Here is a 23,149-nt window from a genome sequence, read left to right as displayed (position 1 = left end):
AACACGATCGTTATTTATTATAGGATAACGATCGTTACTTGAAATAGCCCTGCCGCAGGCAGCGCGCGAGTGCGACGCCCATTCCTTTACCTGGAGTAGCCCATGCCGCTAACGCTCACCCTCACCGAGGGCGTTCTTCCCAAAGGCCAAGAAAGAGTCGCGTTCCGCCGCCTGTCCGATGCCATGCTCAAGTGGCACGGACTATCGGGAAATGAGTCGATGACGCCCAACATCGTAGGTTCGATCCACGTATTGCCGAAAGAACATACGTACTCCGGATCGAAGGAGGCCTCCGTCGCCTTCGTCGAATGGAAGGTTCCGTCCTTTGTATTTGCCGACCGCGAGGTTCAAGTCGGGTACATCGACGAAGCCACGCGCATCATCCATGAGCTGTCAGGTGCGCAGCACCCGAAGGAACGCATTTGGGTCAATGTGGTGCACGCTGTCGATGGGACCTGGGGCATTGCTGGGATGGCCCTTACCAATGCGCAGCTTGGCGACGTTGCTGCTGCGACCTGACATAGCCGGGATAGCAAGGCGATCTCTCGGAGCGAGGACGACAGTGTCGCAGCCTGGTTCCTTCTAGGTACACCATCATGCAACTATCGAACTATCTATTCTTCACCACGACCTGTGATCAAGCACTGGCTTTCTATACGCGATGCGGTCTCGGCCGTGTCGTCGAGGTGCTGCGCTACGGTGTTGATGGCATGCCTGCAAAGAACGAGGCCATGCGCGGACGAGTCATGCACGCCAAATTCGAGGGGCCAGGCCTGATCTTCTATGCCTCAGACAACGATGACGCTGAGCCCATGCGGGGCTCAGCGCACTTACTGGCGATGGACGATCGACATTCCACGAACAAGCTCTTTCAAGCCTTGGCTGCTGGCGGGACAATCACAACTCCCTTGGGCATACAGCCTTGGGGGGACTACTACGGCAAGTTGACCGATCGTTTCGGCGTTCAGTGGATGCTGAACTGCACGGAGTGAGATTGTTCGCGCGCCCTGTCCAAGACTGCTGTTGAGTACCAATTTCTTGGTTAATGTCTCCTTCGGAGCAGGTCGAAGGTCCGCAGTGGGTCCGTTCAGCGACGCTCAGACCTCATACGAAGGCAACTGCGCAAGCCGCAAAGCGCGTGTGCAGAGAACGCCACGTTTCGGCCTTGCACCTCATGCGAGGAAGGGGTGGCTTTCTCCAGCGCGGAACCGCTTGCTTACAGGCAAAAAAACGGGCCCCATCTGAAAGACCGGACCCGTTTTGCGTTTCAACAGATCTTGTTAGCGGCTAGGACATCGTCCGCCGTTCTTTATCAGGCAGGCACCCGCTACACCCCCATCGCCTCCGCCATCGTCTTGCCCAGCTCGGCCGGAGAGCGCGCGATGCGGATCCCGGCAGCGCGCATGGCGTCGATCTTGGCCCCGGCCGTACCCATGCCGCCCGAGATGATCGCGCCGGCATGGCCCATGCGCCGCCCAGGCGGGGCGGTAGTGCCGGCAATAAAGCCCACCACGGGTTTGACGCGCCCGCGGCTGCGCGCGTCCTGCAGGAACTGCGCCGCTTCCTCTTCCGCCGAGCCGCCGATCTCGCCAATCATGATGATGCCTTCGGTGTCGTCATCGGCCAGGAACATTTCCAGGCAATCGATGAAGCTGGTGCCATTGACCGGATCGCCACCAATGCCGATGCAGGTGCTCTGCCCGAGCCCCGCGGCCGTGGTTTGCGCCACGGCCTCATAGGTGAGGGTGCCGGAGCGGGACACCACGCCGATCTTGCCGGGGCGGTGGATATGGCCTGGCATGATGCCGATCTTGCACTGGCCCGGCGTGATCACGCCCGGGCAGTTGGGCCCGACCAGGCGGCTGCCCGAACCGCAGAGCGCGCGCTTGACCCGCACCATGTCGATCACCGGGATGCCTTCGGTAATGCACACGATCAGGCCGATGCCGGCATCCGCGGCTTCCAGGATGGCGTCGGCGGCGAAGGGTGGCGGCACATAGATGACCGAGGCGTCGGCGCCGGTGCGCGCTACCGCCGCGGCCACGGTGTCGAACACCGGCAGCCCCAGATGCGTCTCGCCACCCTTGCCGGGCGTCACCCCGCCGACCATGCGCGTGCCATAGGCCATCGCTTGCCCGGAGTGAAAGGTGCCTTGCGCGCCGGTAAAGCCCTGGCAGATCACCTTGGTGTCTTGATGGATCAGTACGGCCATGTCAGTGCCCTCCCTGTGTTTGAACGTGACCTTGCGCGGCCTTCACCGCGTTGACCACTTTTTCGGCGGCGTCGGCAAGATGATCGGCCGACAGGATCGGCAGGCCCGAGTCGCGCAGGATGGCCTTGCCGAGTTCCACGTTGGTGCCTTCGAGCCGGACCACCAGCGGCACCGTGAGGTCGATCTCGCGCGCGGCGGCCACCACGCCTTCGGCGATCACGTCGCAGCGCATGATGCCGCCGAAGATGTTCACCAGGATGCCGTTGACCTTGGGGTCGTCCAGGATCAGGCGGAAGGCCGCCGTCACGCGCTCCTTGGTGGCGCCGCCACCCACGTCGAGGAAATTGGCCGGCTCGCCGCCGTAGAGCTTGATGATGTCCATGGTGGCCATCGCCAGCCCGGCACCGTTGACCATGCAGCCGATGCTGCCGTCGAGCTTGACGTAGTTCAGCCCGTGGCGGGCGGCTGCCGCTTCGGCGGGATCTTCCTCGGTCTCGTCGCGCAGGGATTCGATATCCGGATGGCGGTACAGCGCGTTGTCGTCAAAATTGAACTTGGCGTCGAGCGCGATCACATCGCCCGCGCGCGTGACGACCAGCGGGTTGATTTCCACGACCGACGCGTCCAGTTCGGTAAAGGCGCGATAGGCGGACAAGATGAAGCGCGAGGCCGCGCTCACCTGCTTGCCGGCGAGCCCCAGCCCAAAGGCCAGGCGGCGCGCATGGAAGGGCTGGATGCCGCTGGCCGGGTCGATCGCAACCTTCAGGATCTTCTCCGGCGTGCGGGCCGCCACTTCCTCGATCTCCATGCCGCCTTCGGTCGAGGCCATCAGCGTGATGCGGGAGGTGGCGCGGTCGATCAGCATGCCCAGGTAAAGCTCACGGGCAATCTCGCAGCCTTCCTCCACATATAGGCGCCTTACCTCGCGCCCGGCCTCTCCGGTCTGCTTGGTGACCAGGACTTTGCCGAGCATCTGCTCGGCCTGCGCACGCACCGCGTCGACGGACTTCACCACGCGGACGCCGCCCTTGCCGTCGGGGTCGCCGGCAAAGCGGCCGGCGCCGCGGCCGCCGGCATGGATCTGGGACTTCACCACCCATGTGGATCCGCCGATCTTGCACGCCGCGCTGACGGCTTCCTCGGGGGTGAAGGCGACCGCGCCGCGTGGCACGGCCACGTCGAAGCGCCTGAGCAATTCCTTGGCCTGATATTCGTGAATGTTCACAGTCTCCTCGCTCTCGGTAATGCGCGTGCCGGCGTGCCGCGGAACCGGATGGTCCGGCAAGGTGCGCTGTGAAATATGGTATGTAATATATCAACGATAAACAAGGTCATTTTCCCTGCAGGGGCAGGATGAGGTGGCGAGCCAATTCAACCCGTGAGGAATCGGAATGAATGCACATGGACTCAGCAATTCCGCTTATTCATCGTCCTTTTCTAGCTGAATTGCTGCATCGCGTCGTTGAAACACCTCTCCCAGGAGCGAAATTTCCCTTGAGCTTCGCTGATATATCACATACCGTATGTCATCAAGATCCAACGAAAAGGATCGATAGCATCGCAGGGCCAGGTGACAAGCAGGGCAGGCATCGGCCAGGCAGCCAAGCAGCAAAGGGCGAAAGGATGTCGTGACAACGGGCCAGGTCCGCGTCACAGCCTGTCGCAACCCAGTCAACGAGGAGACCAAGACATGTCTGCAGTCGCACCCACGCGGCCTGAATCCACCACGGCCGAAGACACCCTGAAGCAGAAAACCCGCGATGCCGGCGTGATTTCCGGCGGCCACCTGGTAGCGCGGGCCCTGAAGAACGAAGGCGTCGACACCATCTTCACGCTATGCGGCGGCCACATCATCGACATCTACGACGGCTGCGTGGACGAGGGCATCCGCATCATCGACGTGCGCCATGAGCAGGTTGCCGCGCACGCGGCGGACGGCTACGCCCGCCAGACCGGCAAGCTGGGCTGTGTGGTGACCACTGCCGGCCCGGGCTGCACCAATGCCGTGACCGGCGTGGCGACGGCTTTCCGCTCGGAAAGCCCGATCATCCATATCGGCGGACAGGGCGCGCTGTCCCAGCACAAGATGGGCTCGCTGCAAGACCTGCCGCACGTGGACATGATGTCGGCCATCACCAAGTTTGCCGCCACCATCCCCAGCACCGAGCGGGTGGCGGACATGATCTCGATGGCGGCGCGCGAATGCTTCAACGGTGCACCCGGCCCGGCCTACCTGGAGATCCCGCGTGACGTGCTCGACCGCGAAGTCGATGTGTCGCGCGCGGTGATTCCGCGCCCCGGCCACTATCGCGCTTCCACCAAATCCATCGGCGACCCGAGGGATATCGAGCGCCTGGCCGACATCCTGGTCAATGCCGAGCGCCCGGCCATCCTCTACGGTCAGCAGGTCTGGACCGCGCGCGGCCATGAAGAGGCTATCGCGCTGCTCAAGGGCCTGGATATTCCCGGCTATTTCAACGGCGCCAGCCGCGGCCTGCTGCCGCCGGGCGATCCGCATCACTTCGACCGCACCCGTACGCAGGCTTTCGCCAATGCCGACGTGCTGATCATTGTGGGCACGCCGTTCGACTTCCGCATGGGCTACGGCAAGCGCATCAGCAAGGAGCTGACGCTGGTGCAGATCGATATGGACTACCGCACAGTCGGCAAGAACCGTGAGATCGATCTTGGCCTGGTGGGCGACCCTGGCGCCATCCTCGGCGCGGTGCTGCAGGCTGCCAGCGGGCGCATCAAGAGCGACAAGCGCCAGGCGCGCCAGAAATGGATGGGCCAGTTGACCGAAGCCGAGGCCGTGGCGGCCGAGAAGCTGATGCCGCTGTTCCGCTCGGAAAACACGCCGATCCATCCGTACCGCGTGGCGTATGAACTCAACGAGTTTCTCTCGGATGACACGGTGTACATCGGCGACGGCGGCGACGTGGTGACCATCTCCGCGCAAGCGGTGCGCCCGCGCCGTCCCGGGCAGTGGATGGACCCGGGCGCGCTGGGATCGCTGGGCGTCGGCACCGGCTTTGCCATTGCCGCTGGCCTCGCCAACCCGAACAAGGAGATCCTCTGCTACTACGGTGATGGCTCCTTCGGCATGACGGCCTTCGACATGGAAACCGCCAACCGTTTCGGCGTGCCGTACCTGGCGGTGATCGGCAACAACTCGGCGATGAACCAGATCCGCTACGGCCAGCTTGCCAAGTACGGCGAGGCGCGCGGCAACGTGGGCAACCTGCTCTCGGACGTGCCGTTCTCCAAGTTCGCCGAAATGCTCGGCGGCTACGGCGAGGAAGTGCGCGACCCGGGCAAGATCGCCGGCGCGCTGCAGCGCGGGCGCGAGGCGGTCCAGCGTACCGGCAGATCGGCCGTGATCAATATCTGGGTGGATCCGCGCGAGTACGCGCCGGGCACCAAGAACCAGACCATGTACAAGTAACCCCGGTGCGAGGAGACAAGACCATGAACAAGGCACTCGAAGGTGTGCGGATCCTGGACATGACCCATGTACAGGCCGGCCCTTCGGCCACCCAGCTGATGGCATGGCTGGGGGCCGATGTGATCAAGGTGGAGTTGCCGGGGCGCGGCGACATCACGCGCAGCCAGCTGCGCGACGTGCCCAACGCCGACAGCCTTTACTTCACGATGCTCAACTCCAACAAGCGCAGCCTGACGCTCAATATGAAGACGCCGGAAGGCAAGGCGCTGCTGGAGGACCTGGTGCAGCGCTGCGACGTGCTGGTGGAGAACTTCGGCCCCGGCGTGCTGGACCGCGCCGGTTTCGACTGGGACCGCCTGCAGACGCTCAACCCGCGGCTAATCTACGCGTCGATCAAGGGCTTCGGCCCGGGGCCGTACGCGGATTGCAAGGCGTATGAGAACGTGGCCCAGTGCATGGGCGGCTCGGCCAGCACCACCGGTTCCAGCGAGGGCCCGCCGACTGTCACCGGCGCGCAGATCGGCGACTCCGGCACAGGCATCCACTGTGTGGTGGGCATCCTGGCGGCGCTGTTGCAGCGTGAGCATTCCGGGCGCGGGCAGCGGGTGGAGGTGGCGATGCAGGATTCCGTGCTCAACCTGTGCCGGGTCAAGCTGCGCGACCAGCAGCGCCTGGCCGCCGGCCCGATGCGCGAGTATCCCAGCCAGGCGTTCGACGACTTCGTGCCGCGCGCCGGCAATGCCTCGGGCGGTGGCCAGCCCGGCGCCGCGCTGCGCTGTGCCCCGGGCGGGGCCAACGACTACGTCTACGTCATCGTCCAGCCGCAAGGCTGGGAGCCGCTGATGCGCCTGTGCGGCAGGGAAGACCTGATCACGCATGCGCAGTTCGCGACGCCGGAAGCCCGCCTCAAATGCCTGGAAGAGTGCTTCTCCATCATCGAGAAATGGACGCGCACGCGCACCAAGTTCGAGGTGATGGAAGCGCTCAACGAGGTCGACGTGCCATGCGGCCCGATCCTGTCGATGAAAGACCTGATCGAGGACAAGTCGATGTACGAGCGCGGCTACCTGGTGGAGCTGGATCACCCGGAGCGCGGCCAGTACGTGCAGCTGGGATGCCCGATCACCTTGTCGGCGTCGCCGGTGGAGGTGGAGCGCTCGCCGCTGCTGGGCGAGCATACCGAGGAAATCCTCGACTGGCTGGGCCGCACACCCTCGCAGATCGCAGCATTGCGCGCCGCCGGGGCGGTCTGACGCCCTGGGCGTCCGTGTATTACTTCAAGCACCTCCCGAACTGAGTTCACAAGCCGCCCGCCCTCGCGTTTCACGCGAGGGCGTGGACCGGCTCATCCCTACGCAATCCATGAACAGATGGAAGATGGAGACCTGACATGGCATACAACAAGGACGCGGTGCGGAAGATCCTCGCCGCCGTGAAGGAAGAAGGCCGCAACGCACTGACGGCGCCCGAGGGCAAGCTGGTTTGCGACGCCTATGGCATCCCTGTGCCGGGCGAGGGCGTGGCGAAGTCACCCACCGGCGCGGTCGAGCTGGCGGACAAGATGGGCTACCCGGTGGTGCTCAAGATCGTGTCGCCCGACATCCTGCACAAGACCGAGGCGGGTGGGGTACTGGTGGGCCTGAAGAGCGCGGCGGATGTGGAGAACGGCTACCTGACCATCATCGAGAACGCGAAGAAGTACGACGCCAAGGCCAATATCGTCGGCGTGCAGGTGCAGCAGATGATTGCCGGCGGGCAGGAGGTGATCATCGGCGCGGTCACCGATCCGTCGTTCGGCAAGCTGGTGGCCTTTGGCCTCGGCGGCGTGCTGGTGGAAGTGCTCAAGGACATCACCTTCCGCATGGCCCCGGCCAGCCAGGAAGATGCGCTGTCGATGCTCGATGGCATCGCCGCCGCCGAAGTGCTCAAGGGCGTGCGCGGCGCCGATCCTGCCAATCGCGAAGCGCTGGCCAGCATGATCCAGCGGGTCTCCGAGCTGGTGAGCGATTTCCCGGAAATCTCGGAGCTTGACCTCAACCCGGTGTTTGCCAGCAAGGACGGCGCCATCGCCGCGGACGTGCGCATCGTGGTGGACTTCGCGCCGCAGCCTGAGCGCTATCGCCCCAGCCAGGAAGACATCGTCAGGCAGATGAACCGCATCATGCGCCCCGATTCGGTGGCCGTGATCGGCGCCTCGAACGAGGACGGCAAGATCGGCAACTCGGTGATGAAGAACCTGATCAACGGCGGCTACCAGGGCAAGATCTACCCGATCCATCCCAAGGGCGGCGAGATCATGGGCAGGACCGCCTACAAGAGCGTGCTCGATGTGCCGGGCGAGGTGGATGTGGCGGTGTTCGCCATTCCCGCCAAGCTGGTGGCCGGGGCGCTGGAAGAGGTGGGCAAGAAGCACATCCCGGGTGCGGTGCTGATTCCGTCCGGATTTGCCGAGACCGGCAACGTGCAAGGGCAGGAGGAGATCGTCGCCATCGCGCGCAAGCACGATATCCGCTTGATGGGGCCGAATATCTACGGCTTCTACTACACACCCAAGAACCTGTGCGCGACCTTCTGCACGCCGTATGACGTCAAGGGCAAGGCCGCGCTGTCGTCGCAGTCCGGCGGCATCGGCATGGCCATCATCGGCTTCTCGCGCTCGGCCAAGATGGGCGTGTCGGCCATCGTCGGGCTGGGCAACAAGTCGGATATCGATGAAGACGATCTGCTGACGTTCTTCGAGCAGGACGACAACACCGAGATCATCGCCCAGCACTGCGAGGATCTGAAGGACGGCCGCGCTTTTGCCGAAGCGGCGAAACGGGTCTCGAAGAAGAAGCCGGTGGTTGTGCTCAAGGCCGGACGCACCAGCATGGGCGCACGCGCCGCCAGTTCGCACACGGGCGCGCTGGCCGGCAACGACAAGATCTACGAGGACGTGTTCAAGCAGTGCGGCGTGATCCGTGCACGCTCGCTGCGCGACCTGCTGGAGTTCGCGCGCGGCATTCCCAAGCTGCCCACGCCCAAGGGGGAGAACGTGGTGATCATCACCGGCGCCGGGGGCTCGGGCGTGTTGCTGTCGGACGCTTGCGTGGACAACAACCTGTCGCTGATGACCATGCCGGACGATCTCGACGCGGCATTCCGCAAGTTCATCCCGCCCTTTGGCGCGGCGGGCAATCCGGTCGACATCACCGGCGGCGAGCCGCCCACCACGTACAAGAACACCTTGCGCCTGGGCATGGAGGACCCGCGTATCCACGCCATCATCCTGGGCTACTGGCACACCATCATCACGCCGCCGATGGTGTTCGCCAAGCTGGTGGTGGAGGTGAAAGAGGAGATGGCGGCGCGCGGCATCGAGAAGCCGATCGTGGCCTCGCTGGCGGGCGACGTACAGGTGGAGGAGGCTGCCGAATACTTGTACGAGCACGGCGTGCCGTCCTACGCGTACTCGACCGAGATCCCGGTCGCGGTGCTGGGGGCCAAGTACAAGTGGGCTCGCGGCGCCGGCAAGATCTGATTTGATCTGGTCTGAACGCCATGCGGTAAAACCGGGCCCGCCATGCACGCATGCGCGGGCCAGTTTCTCGACAATGCGGCACAAGCGCGGACGCGGGCACCAAGGCGCGCCCGCCAGAGGCGTGCCAGAGGAGTTTGCGATGCAAACGTGGATTCGCTTCCAGACCGGTGACGGCGAGGTCGGCTTCGGCCGGATCGAGGGCGATCATGTCATCGAGTACGACGGACCGGGCCACGCGTGGCCGGAGCCCACCGGCGCGACCTTGCCGCGCGAGGGCCTGCGGTTGCTGAGCCCGTGCGAGCCGGGCAAGATCGTTGCGCTATGGAACAACTTCCATGCGCTGGCGCGCAAGCTGGAAAAGCCGGTGCCGGCGCATCCGCTATTCCTGATCAAGCCGGCAAGTTCGCTGGCGGGGCCAGGGGATGCCATCCTGCGGCCCCGCAGCTACAGCGGCAAGGTCGTCTACGAGGGCGAGCTTGGCATCGTGATCGGCCGCCGATGCCGCAACGTGGCGCCGGACGATGCCGCGGCGCATATCTTCGGCTACACCGTGGTCAACGACGTCACCGCCGGCGAGCTGATCGCGGAAGACCCGAATTTCCCGCAGTGGTGCCGTGCCAAGGGCTTCGACACGTTCGGCTGCCTGGGCCCCGTGATCGTCACGGAGTTCGACTGGCGCGCCGCCAGTGTGGTGACGCGGCTCGACGGCGCGCAGCGGCAGAACTATCCTCTGTCCGACCTGATCTTCTCGCCCGAGCAGCAGGTCAGCCTGATCTCGCAGGATCTCACGCTGATGCCCGGCGATGTGATCGCCTGCGGCACGTCGATCGGCGTCGGCTCGATGAAAGATGGCGCCGTGGTGGAGATCACGATCGAGGGCATCGGATCGCTGGTCAACCACATGCGCGGCTAGTCGATAGTCCGGGCGCTGGCGTCCAGCAAGGGACAAGGCAAGCGCCGGTTCTCGCCAGTGCTCGCCTGTGCTCGCCGGTGCTTGCTGTTGCCCTTGCACTAACTCTTCTGCGGGTCAGAGCGGCAGCGTCATCAACAAGGTGAGGGCGGACGTATCGCGCAGGCCAATCCGTGCCATCGCGCGGCGCAGGGCAGCCGTGGCGGCACCGCAGGCCTCGCCAGCGCGGTTGGTGAAGTTCAGCCGTGCCAGCACGCGGGTGGCAAAGCGCAGCGTGACCGGAACCTGCTTGCGGCAGAACGCCACCTTGCGCACATAGCCATCGACCTCCCAGAACCAGGTCGTGTTGGCGGGGAAATAGCCGATGTCGCCGGCCCGCAGCACATGCACGCGCCCGGTGGCGCTGGTGACCTTGACCTGGCCTTCCAGGATCAGCACGGTCTCCTCCCAGCCGTAGTACCACTCGAACGTGCCACCCGTGCATTCCCACACATTGGTGGACGCCAGGCCGTCGATCGCGCGGGAATGTTGTGCGGCGCGTGATTGCGGGGCCCCGGTGCGGATCCAGGTGGGTTCGATCGGGCAATTCTGCATCGGCAGATCGCCGGTGCTGGCGAACGCCCCTTCGCGCTGCTGCGCGAGCGTGCCGGCCGGCGCGCCGGCGCCGAACATCGTCTGTGACCCCACGGCTGCCTCCTTGCCTTTGATTGGTAGGCAGACATTAGCGAGCCTGGCATCCCTGCAATGTGCGGTAACGCACTTTCGGCGCGATTTTGGTGCATGGCGCAGGCCGGCCGGGAAAAGAGGAGCCGTTGCGCCGTTGCGCAGTTGCTCAGTTGGCCTGTAGCGCCATGGCACGCAGGTAGTCGGCCTTCTTGTCAAGGATCAGCCGGCTGAGGAAGCCGGCATCGTAAGCCTTGAGCAGGTGCGCGTGATACTGCTCGATGTAGCGCGCGATGCGGCTGTGCTCGCATTCGATGCCGCATAGCCAGGCGTACATCTCGCTGTCCCAGCGAAAGCGCAGGCCAAGCTCGCTGAACGCGGCGTTGTAGGCGGCGAGTTGCGATTCATCGACCCTGCGCGGTGCGCTGGCAGCGGTGTCGGCATGGGAACGGGTGCGGGTTTCGAACTGGACCTGGTTCATGATCGGACTCCTCGGGCTCTCAGTGAAGGGTTGGGCCTGAAAAGGTTGGGCCTGAGACGAGGATAGGTTTGCCGATCAATTAACGATAATTAAAGTTTGGCTGAATAACCATAACTTATCGTTTATGTTTTATCAGGTTGTCCACGCCGGTGATGCGCTGGATCAGGGTGGCGCCTTCCTCCATCAGGAAATGCTTGAAGGCCAGCGCCACCGGTGGCAGGCGCTTGTTCTTGCGATGCACCACGTACCAGTTGAGCATGACCGGGAAGCCCTCGATATCGAGCACGGCGAGATTGCCCGTCTGCAGTTCCAGCCCGACAGTGTGTGCCGACAGGAACGCGATGCCCATGTTGGCGATGACGGCCTGCTTGATGGTCTCTGTGCTCTTGATCTCCATGGCAATGCGCAGGTTGGACAAGCGCCCGGCAAAGCCTTCCTGCATGGAGTTCCAGGTGTCGGAGCCTTTCTCGCGCGCGACGAAGGCCTCGTCGGCCAGCGCCGCCAGCGGGATGTTGCGCTCGCCCACCAGCCGGTGGTTGGGCGCGGCAACGATGACATAAGGGTGGGGCGCGAAGGATTCGCTGATGGTGTCCATGCCTTCGGGGGGGCGCACCATCACCGCCAGGTCGGTCAGGTTGCCCGCGAGCTGGTGCAGCAATTCTTCGCGATTGTGCACTGCGAGGTTGAGCGTCACGCCGTCATGGCGCTGCATGAATTCCGCGAGCAGCCGCGGGAAGAAGTAGTCGCCTGCACTGATCACGGCCACATTGAGCCGTCCGCCGGAGATGCCTTTGAGCTGCGACATCGCGTCTTCCGCTTCGCGGAATTGCTGCATGATGCTGCGGCTGTAGTGCAGCATCTCGATGCCGGCCGGGGTGAGGTAAATCTTCTTGCCAAGCTGCTCGAACAGCGGCAGGCCAACATGGCCCTCGAGCTGGCGCACCTGCGTCGAGACGGCGGGCTGCGTCAGGTGTAGCTCCTCCGCCGCGCGGGAGAAGCTCAAGTGCCTGGCGACCGTCTCGAAAACCTTCAACTGGCGCAGCGTGGCGTTCTTCATGCACTCATCCGTCCCATGTATAGAGGATCGTGAATGATCATAATAAAAAACTTTAAGCTGTGCCGAACTTAGTTTGAACTAGCATCAGTCCACGGATGCACGTGCCGCAATGTCAGGCGCGCTCAATCAAGTAGTGACCAAGGGCTCCCCCCTTCCAGAGAAGCCTACCCGTCGCGCCACAGAGCGCGACACGCACTATGCAGGAGACACGACATGGCGCACGACAATTCGGCGGCAATGGCCGCAAGCCGTCTGGGCTGGCTTCACAACCGCTGGTTCCAGCTGGCGATCGGTGTGGTCTGCATGGGGCTGGTAGCCAATCTGCAATACGGCTGGACATTATTCGTGACTCCGATGAATGCCAAGCACCACTGGGGCGAGTCGGCCATCCAGGTCGCTTTTTCCATTTTCATCGTGACCGAGACCTGGCTGGTGCCGCTTGAAGGCTGGCTGGTCGACAAGATCGGGCCGCGCCCGGTAGTGGCATGCGGCGCGGTGTGCGCGGGGCTGGCCTGGGTCATCAATGCATACGCGACCAGCCTGCCGCAGCTCTATCTGGCGGCGGTGATCGCCGGCATCGGCGCCGGCGGCGTGTATGGGACTTGCGTTGGCAATGCGCTCAAGTGGTTTCCGGACAAGCGCGGCCTGGCTGCCGGGCTGACCGCCGCTGGTTTCGGCGCGGGCTCGGCGCTGACCGTGATCCCCATCGCCAACATGATCCAGCGCTCGGGTTACGAGCAAGCCTTTATCACCTTCGGCATCCTGCAAGGCGTTTGCATCCTGCTGATGGCCTTGCTGCTGGTCAAGCCGCGTCCGCCTGTGGGCGCGGTGGCGGCCAAGGCGGTGCTGACCAATCCCATCGAGTTCACGCCGGGCCGGATGGTGAAGACGCCAGTCTTCTGGGTCATCTACGCCTCGTTCGTGGCGGTCGCGGCGGGCGGCATCATGGCCACTGCGCAACTGGGTCCGATTGCACGGGACTTCGGCTTCGCGTCGATGCCGGTAACGATGCTGGGGTTCACGCTGCCGCTGCTCACCATGACGCTGTCGATCGACAACCTGTGCAATGGCTTTACGCGGCCGCTGTGCGGTTTTATCTCGGACCGCATCGGTCGGGAAAACGCCATGTTCTTTATCTTCATTGGCGAGGGACTGTCGCTGCTCGGCCTGATGGAGTTCGGGCATAACCCGTATTTGTTCATGACGTTCGCGGCGCTGACGTTTTTGTTCTGGGGCGAGATTTTCTCGATCTTTCCCGCACTGTGCGCCGATACCTTCGGCAGCAAGTTCGCCGCGGCCAATGCCGGCACGCTGTACACGGCCAAGGGCACGGCGGCGATGCTGGTGCCGCTGGCCTCGATTCTGTCGGCGCGTGGCGGGTGGGACGCCGTCTTTACGGTGGCGGCGATCGTGACCATCGCGGCTGGTTTGTCCGCCAAGTTCGTGCTGGCCCCGATGCGACGACGGTTTATCACCGGGCATGCCGAGGCCCTGGTGCCGGCGACCGATCACGCGGCGTACCTGGCGGGACTCTCCGCGCGCAAGAGCGACTGAATCACCAGCCGGGCCCGGACTCGCGTGACGCGAATCCGGGCCCGCCGTCTATCACGATGCGCAGCGCGGGGAACGGCAAAGCCGCTCTGCGCGCCCAATGCATACAGAAGAGGTGATCATGAATATTTCGCTTCCCCAGCTCAAGGCCTTCGCGGCTGTCGCGCGACAGAGGAGCTTTACCCGCGCCGCGGCTGAGCTCGGGCTGACGCAGTCCGCCATCAGCCGCAGCGTGCGCGAGCTGGAGGACGAGATCGACCAGCGGCTGTTTGACCGCACCACGCGCCAGGTCGAGCTCACCGACGCCGGCGAGCATCTGTCGCAGCGCATCTGCCACCTGATCGAGGAAGTCGAGCAGACGCTGCGCGAGAGCCACGGCGCGGCCAGGCCGTGCCAGGGCGCGGTGCAGATCGCGTCCGATCCGGTGCTGTCTTCGATGTCGCTGCCGGGCTGGCTCGCGGGTTGCCGTGCGGCCTGGCCCGGCATCGGCATCAGCCTGAAAGACCGCTCGCATGAGGCCGTGCTGCAGTGCGTGCGCAGCGGCGAGGTGGACTTCGGCATCGCCACGAACCCGCAATCCGGTGACGATCTCTACTGCGAGGCCCTGTGCGTCGATCCGTTCCATGCGGTGCTGCCATCGCAGCATCCGCTGGCTACGCGCGAGACGGTAGGGTGGGGCGACCTGAACGATGCCAACGTGCTGATGCTGGACCAACACTCAGGCATCCAGCCGGCCGTGGAGCAGGCCTTTGGCGTATATCACGTGCGTGCCGGCTCACTGCAGGTGCTTGGCCACTTTGCCGCGATCTTCGGCATGGTGGCGCTGGGGCTGGGCATTGGCATCGTGCCATCGCGTGCCCAGGCGGCTGGGCTGAGCCGCGCTGCCGTCATGCGGCCATTGCGGCCACAGGTCACGTCCTCGGTGATGCTGGTGCGGCGCAAGAGCCGGTCGCTCAAGCCCAATGCCGCTGCCATCTGGGATGCGCTGCGCGGCATGGAGCATGAGCAGGCGTTGCTGGCGCGCGTGGGGTAGGGGAAGGGCGCTGGGAACGGCTGTTGCGTCAGCGCAAAAAATCTCATGATATATTACATACAGGATATTTACATATAGTGCGCTGCAGCATATAATGAAAACTCCTACTCACCATCCCTACCGGAGTTTTCTGATGGACAGCGCTCTTCTTCTCGGTCTTGCCTTTGGTCTGATTGCCCTCGGCGTTGGCGTTACCTTCCTGATTGCTACCCGTGTGCCGACCCCTGTGCTCGTCCGTGCCCAGGAACATGGCCGCTTTGCCGGCCTTGGCGCCTCGCAGGAAACCGCCGGCATTGGCCGCGCCAGCCCGGCTTCGTCCGGCGTGAGCGCGCAAACCAACCTGGCCCGCGCCTGATGCTCGCGTGGTGCGATTGGCGGGCCGCCTGGCCGCCAATCGCTGCCGCTGCGCTGGAGTAGGGGCCATCCCTCCGCCAGATCCCCCTTGGTTTGATCGCAGGGTCCGCTTGCACAAAGCCGCCCCGGGCACCTTTTCGCTGTTCTGCGGATCGCAGGTTCCTTGTTCGCTCCCTCCGCTCCCTCCGCTCTTCTGTCCTGAAGGGCCAGACATTTAGTACATTGATGTCCCAGTTCACCTGACTTTATCTAGGGACTTTCCCGAGGATCGTCGTTGCGACGCTGCGCCGGCCGGGTCCCCCGGACTCATTTGTACTGCCCGATAGCCGCTTGTCCGCGCGCGCCATTGATGCGGCGGAACACCCTAAGTCATTGATCCATCAGCAAGCCGGCTTGCGCTGCTCGCCCGCGTTGATGCGCGTGGCGCACGAGTAGCCTCCATGCTGCTTTCCGGCGCATTGCCACCGCTGTTTCCAGTCCGTTTCGGGGTCTGCCAAGTGGGCTAAAAGCATCTTGACTATATTGATATATCACATACTGTATAGCACTGAAACGACCACAACATCTGGGATACAGCACAAGCCGTGCCGTCCCAAAAGAGGTGTCCGAAGACGCCCTTCCCACATAAGGCGGCCCCGCCCGCCATAAGGAGACAACATGGAACATCAGCAAAACGCGCCCGATTCACGCTTTGCCTCACCCTGGGTTCAGCTCGCCTTTGGCGTGATCTGCATGGCGATGATCGCCAACATGCAATACGGCTGGACGCTGTTCGTCAACCCGATAGACGACAAGTACCACTGGGGCCGCACGGCGATCCAGGTGGCGTTCACCATCTTCGTCGTTACGGAAACCTGGCTGGTGCCGATCGAGGGCTACCTCGTGGACAAGTACGGCCCGCGTCCGGTCGTGGTGGGTGGTGGCCTGCTGTGTGCGATTGCCTGGGCCTTGAACTCCGTGGCCGCGTCGCTGCCGATGCTCTACTTCGCGGCAGCGGTGGGCGGGGTGGGGGCGGGCGCGGTGTATGGCACCTGCGTGGGCAATGCGTTGAAGTGGTTCCCCAACCGGCGCGGACTGGCGGCGGGCATCACCGCCGCCGGCTTTGGCGCGGGCTCGGCGCTGACCGTGGTGCCGATTGCCAACATGATCAAGACCAGCGGCTACGAGGCCACGTTCCTGTGGTTCGGCCTGGGCCAGGGCCTGATCGTCTTCTTCCTGGGCATGGCGCTCTATCCGCCTTCGACCAAGGTGCTGAACCAGGTCACGTCCGCGGTGAAGACCGCTGCCTACAACGCCTCGCCGAGGCAGGTCCTGTCCTCGCCGATTTTCTGGGTGATGTACGCCATGTTCGTGATGATGGCGGCCGGCGGCCTGATGGCGACCGCCCAGCTGGGCCCGATCGCCAAGGATTTCGGCCTCGATGGCGTGCCGGTTTCGCTGCTCGGCCTGACGTTGCCCGCGCTGACCTTCGCGCTCACCATCGACCGCGTGCTCAATGGGCTGACGCGTCCCTTCTTTGGCTGGATCTCGGACAACATCGGCCGTGAGAACACGATGTTCCTGGCCTTTGCGATCGAGGCGGTGGGCATTCTGCTGCTGGCTAAGTACGGGCAGGATCCCATCGCATTCGTGGTGCTGACCGGCGTCGTGTTCTTTGCCTGGGGGGAGATCTACAGCCTGTTCCCGGCAACCTGCGGCGACACCTTCGGGCCCAGGTTTGCCGCCACCAATGCTGGCCTGCTGTACACCGCCAAGGGCACGGCAGCGCTGCTGGTGCCGTTCTCCAGCGTCATCACCGCCGCTACCGGCGACTGGCACGCGGTCTTCATGCTTGCCTCGGGCATGGCTGCGCTGTCCGCCTTCCTGGCCCTGTTCGTGCTCAAGCCGATGCGCGAAGCCCATGCCAAAAAATATGTGCATGCCAACACCACCGCGCCGATGGGATATCGCGCGGTGCCGGAGGACCTGACCTGAGGGGCTTGCCGGCGTGGACCGGCGCGGTCAATGCGCCGCGGGAATAGGGATATGATCGAAGGCGGAAGCGAAAACGAACACGAACACGAAACCCCCCCCCGCGACTCCCGCTGCATGTAGCGAGGCCGCGTGCAGTGCAAGATAAGACCAGAGCGGCGGGCAAGCACTTGTAGCGCTTGCCCCGTTGCCATTCGGCCCCCTCAAGAGACAGCTTTCGAGATTGCCATGAACCAGGTCGTCATTCCTATCGCGGTCCAGGATATCGGCAAAGCGCGCAAGCGCCGCCAGCCGAAGGGGCGGCAGCCTGACCCGGCAGCCTTGGCCGAAGTCCAGGCCGTGCTGGGCGATGCGCCGCGCCGGCGCGATCTCCTGATCGAGCACCTGCATGCCATCAACGACCACTACGGCCAGCTGGCGATCCCGCACCTGGTGGCGCTGGCGCAGGAGATGGGGTTGTCGATGGTGGAGGTCTATGAGGTCGCCACGTTCTATCATCATTTCGATGTGGTACGCGAGGATGCGGATGGCGGCATTCGGCCGCCGGCCGGCGTGACGGTGCGCGTGTGCGAAGGCATCGCCTGCGAGCTGGGCGGGGCGCGCGACCTGCTCGCCCGGCTGCCGGCCCTGCTGGGCAGCGAAGTCAAGGTGGTGGCAGCGCCCTGTATCGGCCGCTGCGAGCGCGCGCCCGCCGCGCTGGTCGGGCAGAACCCGGTGGATTTTGCGAGCGCGCAAACCATTGCGGATACGGTGGCTTCGGGTGCCGTGCACCACGCGCCCGAAGCCCATCTGGGCTATGACGACTATCGCGCGCAAGGGGGCTATCGCTTGCTGCGCGCAGTGGCCTCGGGTGAGCACGATTCAGAATCCTTGCTGCGCACGATGGAGGATTCCGGCTTGCGCGGGCTGGGTGGCGCGGGTTTTCCCTCCGGGCGCAAATGGCGGATCGTGATGGCCGAGCCGGCGCCGCGCCTGATGGCCGTCAACCTGGATGAGGGCGAGCCAGGCACCTTCAAGGATCGCGTCTACCTGGAGCGCGATCCGCATCGCTTCCTCGAAGGCATGTTGATCGCCGCCGCGGTGACCCAGGTCAGCGCCATCTACATCTACCTGCGCGACGAATACGCAGGCTGCCGCGCCGTGCTGGGTGAAGCGCTGCGCCGCCTGCAGGCCGACCCGCCGATCCCGGGCATGCCGGAGATCCAGTTGCGGCGTGGCGCCGGCGCGTATATCTGCGGCGAAGAGTCCGCCATGATCGAATCGATCGAAGGCAAGCGCGGCATGCCCAGGCTGCGCCCGCCCTATGTGGCGCAGGTCGGCTTGTTCGGCCGGCCCACGCTGGAGCACAACTTCGAGACCCTTTACTGGGTCCGCGAGATCCTTGAAAAGGGCGCGAGCTGGTTCGCCGCGCAGGGACGCCACGGCCGGCACGGGCTGCGCTCGTTCTCGGTGTCGGGGCGCGTGAAGCTGCCCGGCGTGCACGTGGCGCCAGCGGGGATCACCGTGAGTGAGCTGATCGAGGAGTACTGCGGCGGCATGCAGGACGGCCATCGCTTCTATGGCTACCTGCCGGGCGGCGCTTCGGGTGGCATCCTGCCGGCGTCCCTGGGCGATGTTCCGTTGGATTTCGATACGCTGCAGCCCTACGGTTGCTTTATCGGGTCAGCCGCCATCGTGGTGTTTTCGGAGCAGGACAGTGCGGTGGCCGTGGCGCGCAACCTGATGCATTTCTTCAAGCATGAGTCCTGCGGGCAGTGCACACCATGCCGCGTGGGCACGGCCAAGGCGCTGGATGTGATCGCGCAGCCGGCATGGGACCTGGCCGCGCTGGCGGACTTGTCTGCGGTGATGCGGGATGCGTCGATCTGCGGGCTGGGGCAGGCCGCGCCCAACCCGGTGGATTGCGTGATCAAGTACTTTCCCCAGGAACTGGCCTGCGCCGCGAGGACGATATGAGTGCACTGACCCGCGCCGAGCGCGCGCAAGTGGAGGCCTCCTCGGATACCACGGTGACGTTCCGCCTGAATGGCCGGGACGTGTGCGCCGGGCCGGGCGAGAGCTTGCTTAAGGTGGCGCAGCGCGAGGGGTTCGACATCCCGCACCTGTGCTACAAGGACGGCCTGGACACCGCCGGCAACTGCCGCGCCTGCATGGTGGAGATCGAGGGCGAGCGCGTGCTGGCGCCGTCGTGCTGCCGCTACCCTGCGCAGGGCATGGAGGTGCAGACCGGCTCCGAGCGCGCGCTGCGCGCGCAGCGCATGGTGCTGGCGCTGCTGCAGTCCGATATGCCCGAGGCGCATTACACGCGCAACAATGCGCTGGACCAGTGGTCCGCCCGGCTGGGCGTCGGCAAGCCGCGCTTTGCGCCGCGCGCCGCGGTGCCAGCCGATTTGTCGCATCCGGCCATCGCCGTCAATCTCGATGCCTGCATCCAGTGCACCCGCTGCGTGCGCGCTTGCCGCGAGGAGCAGGTCAACGATGTGATCGGGCTGGCCTTTCGCGGCGACCAGGCCGCGATCGTGTTCGACATGGGCGATCCGATGGGCGCCTCCACCTGCGTAGCCTGCGGCGAGTGCGTGCAGGCCTGCCCGACCGGCGCGCTGATGCCGGCCCGCGACGCCGCGTTGCCGGTGCCGGATCGCCAGGTGGAATCGGTCTGCCCATACTGCGGGGTGGGCTGCCAGCTCACCTACAACGTCAAGGACAACCGCATCCTGTTTGTCGAGGGGCGTGATGGGCCGGCCAACCAGATGCGCCTGTGCGTGAAAGGCCGCTATGGCTTCGATTACGCCCAGCATCCGCACCGCCTGACGGTGCCGCTGGTGCGGCGCGAAGGCGCCCCCAAGCGTGGCGATTTCGTGATGGATCCCGCGCGCGTGATGGACGTGTTCCGCGAAGCCAGCTGGGATGAGGCCCTTGCGCTGGCGGGCACCAGCCTGTCGGCCATCCGCGACACGTACGGCAAGCGCGCGCTGGCCGGCTTTGGCTCCGCCAAGGGGAGCAACGAAGAGGCCTACTTGTTTCAAAAGCTCGTGCGCACCGGCTTCGGCAGCAATAACGTGGACCATTGCACGCGGCTTTGCCACGCGTCGTCGGTGGCGGCGCTGCTCGAAGGCATCGGCTCGGGCGCGGTTTCCAACCCGGTAATGGATGTGGCGCGCGCGCAGGTGGTGATCGTGATCGGCGCCAATCCAACGGTGAACCATCCGGTGGCGGCAACCTGGATCAAGAACGCGGTAAAAAATGGCACCAAGCTGATCGTGGCCGATCCACGCCGCTCCGACCTGGCGCGCTTCGCCCATCGCTTCCTGCAGTTCGAGCCCGATACCGACGTGGCGCTGCTCAACGCCATGATGCATGTGATCGTGGCCGAAGGACTGGTCGATCAGGATTTCATCGCCAGCCGCACCATCGGCTATGAGGAACTGCAGCGCAATGTGGCGGCCTACAGCCCGGAGCTGATGGCGCCGGTTTGCGGCATCGATGCCGACACCATCCGCTATGTGGCCCGGCTGTATGCCAGTTCCAAAGCTTCGATGATCCTCTGGGGCATGGGGATCTCCCAGCATATCCACGGCACCGACAATGCCCGCTGCCTGATCGCCCTGGCGCTGATGACGGGGCAGATCGGCCGGCCGGGCACGGGGCTGCACCCGCTGCGCGGCCAGAACAACGTGCAGGGCGCCTCCGACGCCGGACTGATCCCGATGATGTATCCGGACTACCATCGTGTCGACGATGCCGAGGCAGTTGCGCGCTTCGAGTCGTTGTGGGGCATGCCGCTGGATCGCCAGCCGGGGCTGACCGTGGTCGAAGTGATGCAGGCCATCGAGCGGGGCGAAGTGCGCGGGATGTACATCATGGGCGAGAACCCCGCCATGTCGGATCCCGATGCCCAGCATGCGCGCGAGGCGCTGGCGGCGCTGGACCACCTGGTGGTGCAGGATATCTTCCTGACGGAGACCGCCTACCTCGCCGATGTGGTGCTGCCGGCTTCGGCGTTCCCTGAGAAGACGGGCACCTTTACCAACACGGACCGCACGGTGCAGCTTGGCCGCCAGGCGATCGATCCGCCCGGGCAGGCGCGGCAGGACCTGTGGATCATCCAGCAGATGGCCGCCAGGCTGGGGCTGGACTGGTCATACGCAAGCGTGGCCGACGTGTTCGACGAAATGCGCCATGCCATGCCCAGCATCGGCGGCATTACCTGGGAGCGCTTGCAGCGGGAGGACGCGGTGACCTATCCCTGCCGCGCTGAAGGCGACCCGGGGGAGCCGGTCATCTTTACGGATGCGTTTCCGACGGCTTCCGGCCGGGCCCGCTTCGTCCCGGCCGACATCATTCCTGCGGCCGAGCGCCCCGACCAGGAGTACCCGGTTGTGCTCATCACCGGCCGGCAGCTCGAGCACTGGCATACCGGCAGCATGACCCGGCGCGCGGGCGTGCTGGATGCCATCGAACCGGAGCCGGTGGCGCTGGTGCATCCGCTCGACCTTGCCGCCATCGGTGGCCAGCCGGGCGACGTGGTAACGCTCGCATCGCGCCGGGGCCAGGTATCGCTGTTTGCCCGGGTGGACGACGGCACGCCGCGCGGCGCGGTGTTCGTGCCGTTCTGCTACTACGAGGCCGCCATCAACAAGCTGACCAACGCGGCGCTAGACCCCTTCGGCAAGATTCCGGAGTTCAAGTACTGCGCGATCCGCATCGCGCTGGGTGGTGAGGTGCCGCGGCAGTCTAGTTTTGGCGGCGGACAGATCCTTGCGCCAGGCAGCAAACAAGCAGACGGCTAGATTTTCCGGAAAATCAGGAAATTGATTGTTGGATTTTCCGGCTAATCAATGTGCGGCAACGGGACTACGCTGTGGCCATGGCGCAATCCCGTGCCGCAGAACCTGCTTGATTGACTTGGTGGAACCCGCAATGAAAGCCGTTGGCCTGACCCGTTACCTGCCGATCGACGACCCGCAATCGCTGGTCGACGTGGACATCGCCACCCCTGTGCCCGAAGGCCGCGACCTGCTGGTCAAGGTGGCGGCCATCTCGGTCAACCCCGTGGATGCCAAGGTGCGCGCGCCCAAGGACAAGGTCGAGCCTGCCACGCGCGTGCTCGGATGGGATGCGGCAGGCACCGTGGCCGCGGTGGGCCCGGATGTCACCCTGTTCAAGGTGGGCGACCCGGTCTTCTACGCTGGCAGCATTACCCGGCCTGGCGCCAATAGCGAGTTCCACCTGGTGGATGAGCGCATCGTCGGCCATAAGCCCGCATTGCTCGATTTTGCCCAGGCCGCCGCATTGCCGCTGACTGCCATTACGGCGTGGGAAGCCTTGTTCGATCGCCTGGGTGTCTCGCCGCAGGGCGAGCATGCCGGGCGCTCCGTGCTGGTCATCGGCGGGGCAGGGGGCGTGGGCTCTATCGGCATCCAGCTGGCCAAGACGCTGGCGGGGCTGACGGTCATCGCCACCGCGTCGCGGCCGGAGTCGGCTGCCTGGTGCCGCGAGCTGGGCGCTGACCACACCATCGATCACCGTGGCGACATGCCGGCCCAGTTGCGCAAGCTCGGGTTTGCCGAGGTCGACTACATCCTGTGTTTTAACGACACGGACCGCCACTTTGCTGCCATGGCGACCGTGATTGCGCCGCAAGGCAAGATCTGCTCGATCGTGGAGAACAGCGGCCCGCTGGCCGTGGGCGACCTGAAGAGCAAGAGCGCCACTTTTGTGTGGGAGTTCATGTTCACCCGCTCGATGTTCGGCACGCCGGACATGATTGAGCAGTATCTCTTGCTCAACGAGGTGGCACGGCTGGTCGATGCCGGCCGGCTGCGGACCACGCTGGGCGAGAACCTCGGGCGGATCGACGCGGCCAACCTGCGCCGCGCCCATGCCATGCTGGAGAGCGGGCGGACCATCGGCAAGCTGGTGCTGGAAGGGTTCTGACGCAGCGTTCTGACG

General features: G+C 64.7%; 18 protein-coding genes. 13 read left to right on the top strand and 5 right to left on the bottom strand.

The window, feature by feature from the left end; genetic code table 11:
• Positions 1-102 precede the first annotated feature (102 nt).
• Positions 103-519 carry a 4-oxalocrotonate tautomerase gene (locus ACX12D_RS26560; protein WP_441637556.1) on the top strand — a complete coding sequence of 139 codons (417 nt, stop codon included), beginning with the start codon at positions 103-105 and terminating at the stop codon, positions 517-519.
• 77 nt (positions 520-596) lie between these two features.
• Entirely contained in the window at positions 597-992 is a 396-nt protein-coding gene (locus tag ACX12D_RS26555; protein ID WP_416047008.1) for a VOC family protein, read from the top strand.
• A 335-nt stretch (positions 993-1,327) separates the two neighbouring features.
• Here the strand turns inward: ACX12D_RS26555 and sucD are convergent, their stop codons facing one another.
• Both sucD and sucC read right to left on the bottom strand, forming a co-directional pair.
• Positions 1,328-2,212 (bottom strand): succinate--CoA ligase subunit alpha, encoded by an 885-nt coding sequence (gene sucD, locus ACX12D_RS26550; RefSeq protein WP_459376410.1) that lies wholly within the window; start codon positions 2,210-2,212, stop codon positions 1,328-1,330.
• A gap of 1 nt (position 2,213) precedes the next feature.
• Positions 2,214-3,437 (bottom strand): ADP-forming succinate--CoA ligase subunit beta, encoded by a 1,224-nt coding sequence (gene sucC, locus ACX12D_RS26545; protein ID WP_459376409.1) that lies wholly within the window; start codon positions 3,435-3,437, stop codon positions 2,214-2,216.
• Positions 3,438-3,902: 465 nt separating this feature from the next.
• Here sucC and ACX12D_RS26540 point away from each other — a divergent pair, with 465 nt between their 5' ends.
• From ACX12D_RS26540 to ACX12D_RS26525, 4 genes are all read left to right on the top strand, one after another.
• A complete protein-coding gene (locus tag ACX12D_RS26540; protein ID WP_459376408.1) occupies positions 3,903-5,657 on the top strand; it encodes a thiamine pyrophosphate-binding protein in 1,755 nt (584 codons plus the stop codon).
• Between the two features lie 23 nt (positions 5,658-5,680).
• Entirely contained in the window at positions 5,681-6,910 is a 1,230-nt protein-coding gene (frc, locus tag ACX12D_RS26535; RefSeq protein ID WP_441637563.1) for a formyl-CoA transferase, read from the top strand.
• A 137-nt stretch (positions 6,911-7,047) separates the two neighbouring features.
• Positions 7,048-9,177 carry an acetate--CoA ligase family protein gene (locus tag ACX12D_RS26530; protein WP_459376407.1) on the top strand — a complete coding sequence of 710 codons (2,130 nt, stop codon included), beginning with the start codon at positions 7,048-7,050 and terminating at the stop codon, positions 9,175-9,177.
• Between the two features lie 139 nt (positions 9,178-9,316).
• A complete protein-coding gene (locus ACX12D_RS26525) occupies positions 9,317-10,090 on the top strand; it encodes a fumarylacetoacetate hydrolase family protein (protein WP_441637567.1) in 774 nt (257 codons plus the stop codon).
• 114 nt (positions 10,091-10,204) lie between these two features.
• Here ACX12D_RS26525 and ACX12D_RS26520 read toward each other — a convergent pair whose 3' ends face one another.
• The 3 genes from ACX12D_RS26520 to ACX12D_RS26510 form a co-directional block, all read right to left on the bottom strand.
• Positions 10,205-10,774, bottom strand: coding sequence for a cupin domain-containing protein (locus ACX12D_RS26520; RefSeq protein ID WP_441637569.1), 570 nt, complete (start codon positions 10,772-10,774; stop codon positions 10,205-10,207).
• Positions 10,775-10,919: 145 nt separating this feature from the next.
• The gene (locus ACX12D_RS26515) at positions 10,920-11,231 is read right to left on the bottom strand and encodes a LysR family transcriptional regulator (protein WP_459376406.1); all 312 of its coding nucleotides are present in this window, start codon (positions 11,229-11,231) and stop codon (positions 10,920-10,922) included.
• A 115-nt stretch (positions 11,232-11,346) separates the two neighbouring features.
• Positions 11,347-12,288, bottom strand: a complete 942-nt coding sequence (locus ACX12D_RS26510) for a LysR family transcriptional regulator (RefSeq protein WP_183034606.1) — start codon at positions 12,286-12,288, stop codon at positions 11,347-11,349.
• 213 nt (positions 12,289-12,501) lie between these two features.
• On the opposite strand from ACX12D_RS26510, the gene oxlT (ACX12D_RS26505) reads away from it, so the two are divergent.
• The 7 genes from oxlT (ACX12D_RS26505) to ACX12D_RS26475 all read left to right on the top strand — a co-directional run bounded on the left by oxlT (ACX12D_RS26505) (position 12,502) and on the right by ACX12D_RS26475 (position 23,134).
• The gene (gene oxlT / locus ACX12D_RS26505; protein ID WP_459376405.1) at positions 12,502-13,842 is read left to right on the top strand and encodes an oxalate/formate MFS antiporter; all 1,341 of its coding nucleotides are present in this window, start codon (positions 12,502-12,504) and stop codon (positions 13,840-13,842) included.
• A gap of 118 nt (positions 13,843-13,960) precedes the next feature.
• Positions 13,961-14,872: a LysR family transcriptional regulator gene (locus ACX12D_RS26500; RefSeq protein WP_459376404.1), complete on the top strand. Its 912-nt coding sequence runs from the start codon at positions 13,961-13,963 to the stop codon at positions 14,870-14,872.
• 133 nt (positions 14,873-15,005) lie between these two features.
• Positions 15,006-15,227 (top strand): hypothetical protein, encoded by a 222-nt coding sequence (locus ACX12D_RS26495; protein WP_459376403.1) that lies wholly within the window; start codon positions 15,006-15,008, stop codon positions 15,225-15,227.
• A 656-nt stretch (positions 15,228-15,883) separates the two neighbouring features.
• Positions 15,884-17,200, top strand: a complete 1,317-nt coding sequence (oxlT, locus tag ACX12D_RS26490; RefSeq protein ID WP_459376402.1) for an oxalate/formate MFS antiporter — start codon at positions 15,884-15,886, stop codon at positions 17,198-17,200.
• 225 nt (positions 17,201-17,425) lie between these two features.
• On the top strand, positions 17,426-19,153 hold the full coding sequence (locus ACX12D_RS26485; protein WP_459376401.1) for an NADH-ubiquinone oxidoreductase-F iron-sulfur binding region domain-containing protein: 1,728 nt from the start codon (positions 17,426-17,428) through the stop codon (positions 19,151-19,153).
• The gene (gene fdhF / locus ACX12D_RS26480) at positions 19,150-21,987 is read left to right on the top strand and encodes a formate dehydrogenase subunit alpha (protein WP_459376400.1); all 2,838 of its coding nucleotides are present in this window, start codon (positions 19,150-19,152) and stop codon (positions 21,985-21,987) included. Before ACX12D_RS26485 ends, fdhF begins: the two co-directional genes overlap by 4 nt.
• A 130-nt stretch (positions 21,988-22,117) precedes the next feature.
• Positions 22,118-23,134, top strand: a complete 1,017-nt coding sequence (locus tag ACX12D_RS26475) for a zinc-binding alcohol dehydrogenase family protein (protein WP_416052888.1) — start codon at positions 22,118-22,120, stop codon at positions 23,132-23,134.
• Positions 23,135-23,149 lie beyond the last annotated feature (15 nt).

It is taken from the genome of Cupriavidus sp. PET2-C1, from assembly GCF_054515855.1.
The sequence above is the reverse complement of the archived record's forward strand: the minus strand, read 5'-3'. Positions and strand labels throughout refer to the sequence as shown.

Coding starts and splice junctions, on each gene's coding strand:
- ACX12D_RS26510 (WP_183034606.1), bottom strand. CDS start 12,288: ATGAAGAACGCCACGCTGCGCCAGTTGAAGGTTTTCGAGACGGTCGCC.
- ACX12D_RS26530 (WP_459376407.1), top strand. CDS start 7,048: ATGGCATACAACAAGGACGCGGTGCGGAAGATCCTCGCCGCCGTGAAG.
- sucD (WP_459376410.1), bottom strand. CDS start 2,212: ATGGCCGTACTGATCCATCAAGACACCAAGGTGATCTGCCAGGGCTTT.
- ACX12D_RS26485 (WP_459376401.1), top strand. CDS start 17,426: ATGAACCAGGTCGTCATTCCTATCGCGGTCCAGGATATCGGCAAAGCG.
- frc (WP_441637563.1), top strand. CDS start 5,681: ATGAACAAGGCACTCGAAGGTGTGCGGATCCTGGACATGACCCATGTA.
- ACX12D_RS26560 (WP_441637556.1), top strand. CDS start 103: ATGCCGCTAACGCTCACCCTCACCGAGGGCGTTCTTCCCAAAGGCCAA.
- ACX12D_RS26495 (WP_459376403.1), top strand. CDS start 15,006: ATGGACAGCGCTCTTCTTCTCGGTCTTGCCTTTGGTCTGATTGCCCTC.
- oxlT (WP_459376402.1), top strand. CDS start 15,884: ATGGAACATCAGCAAAACGCGCCCGATTCACGCTTTGCCTCACCCTGG.
- ACX12D_RS26475 (WP_416052888.1), top strand. CDS start 22,118: ATGAAAGCCGTTGGCCTGACCCGTTACCTGCCGATCGACGACCCGCAA.
- ACX12D_RS26525 (WP_441637567.1), top strand. CDS start 9,317: ATGCAAACGTGGATTCGCTTCCAGACCGGTGACGGCGAGGTCGGCTTC.
- ACX12D_RS26540 (WP_459376408.1), top strand. CDS start 3,903: ATGTCTGCAGTCGCACCCACGCGGCCTGAATCCACCACGGCCGAAGAC.
- ACX12D_RS26500 (WP_459376404.1), top strand. CDS start 13,961: ATGAATATTTCGCTTCCCCAGCTCAAGGCCTTCGCGGCTGTCGCGCGA.
- fdhF (WP_459376400.1), top strand. CDS start 19,150: ATGAGTGCACTGACCCGCGCCGAGCGCGCGCAAGTGGAGGCCTCCTCG.
- ACX12D_RS26515 (WP_459376406.1), bottom strand. CDS start 11,231: ATGAACCAGGTCCAGTTCGAAACCCGCACCCGTTCCCATGCCGACACC.
- ACX12D_RS26555 (WP_416047008.1), top strand. CDS start 597: ATGCAACTATCGAACTATCTATTCTTCACCACGACCTGTGATCAAGCA.
- oxlT (WP_459376405.1), top strand. CDS start 12,502: ATGGCGCACGACAATTCGGCGGCAATGGCCGCAAGCCGTCTGGGCTGG.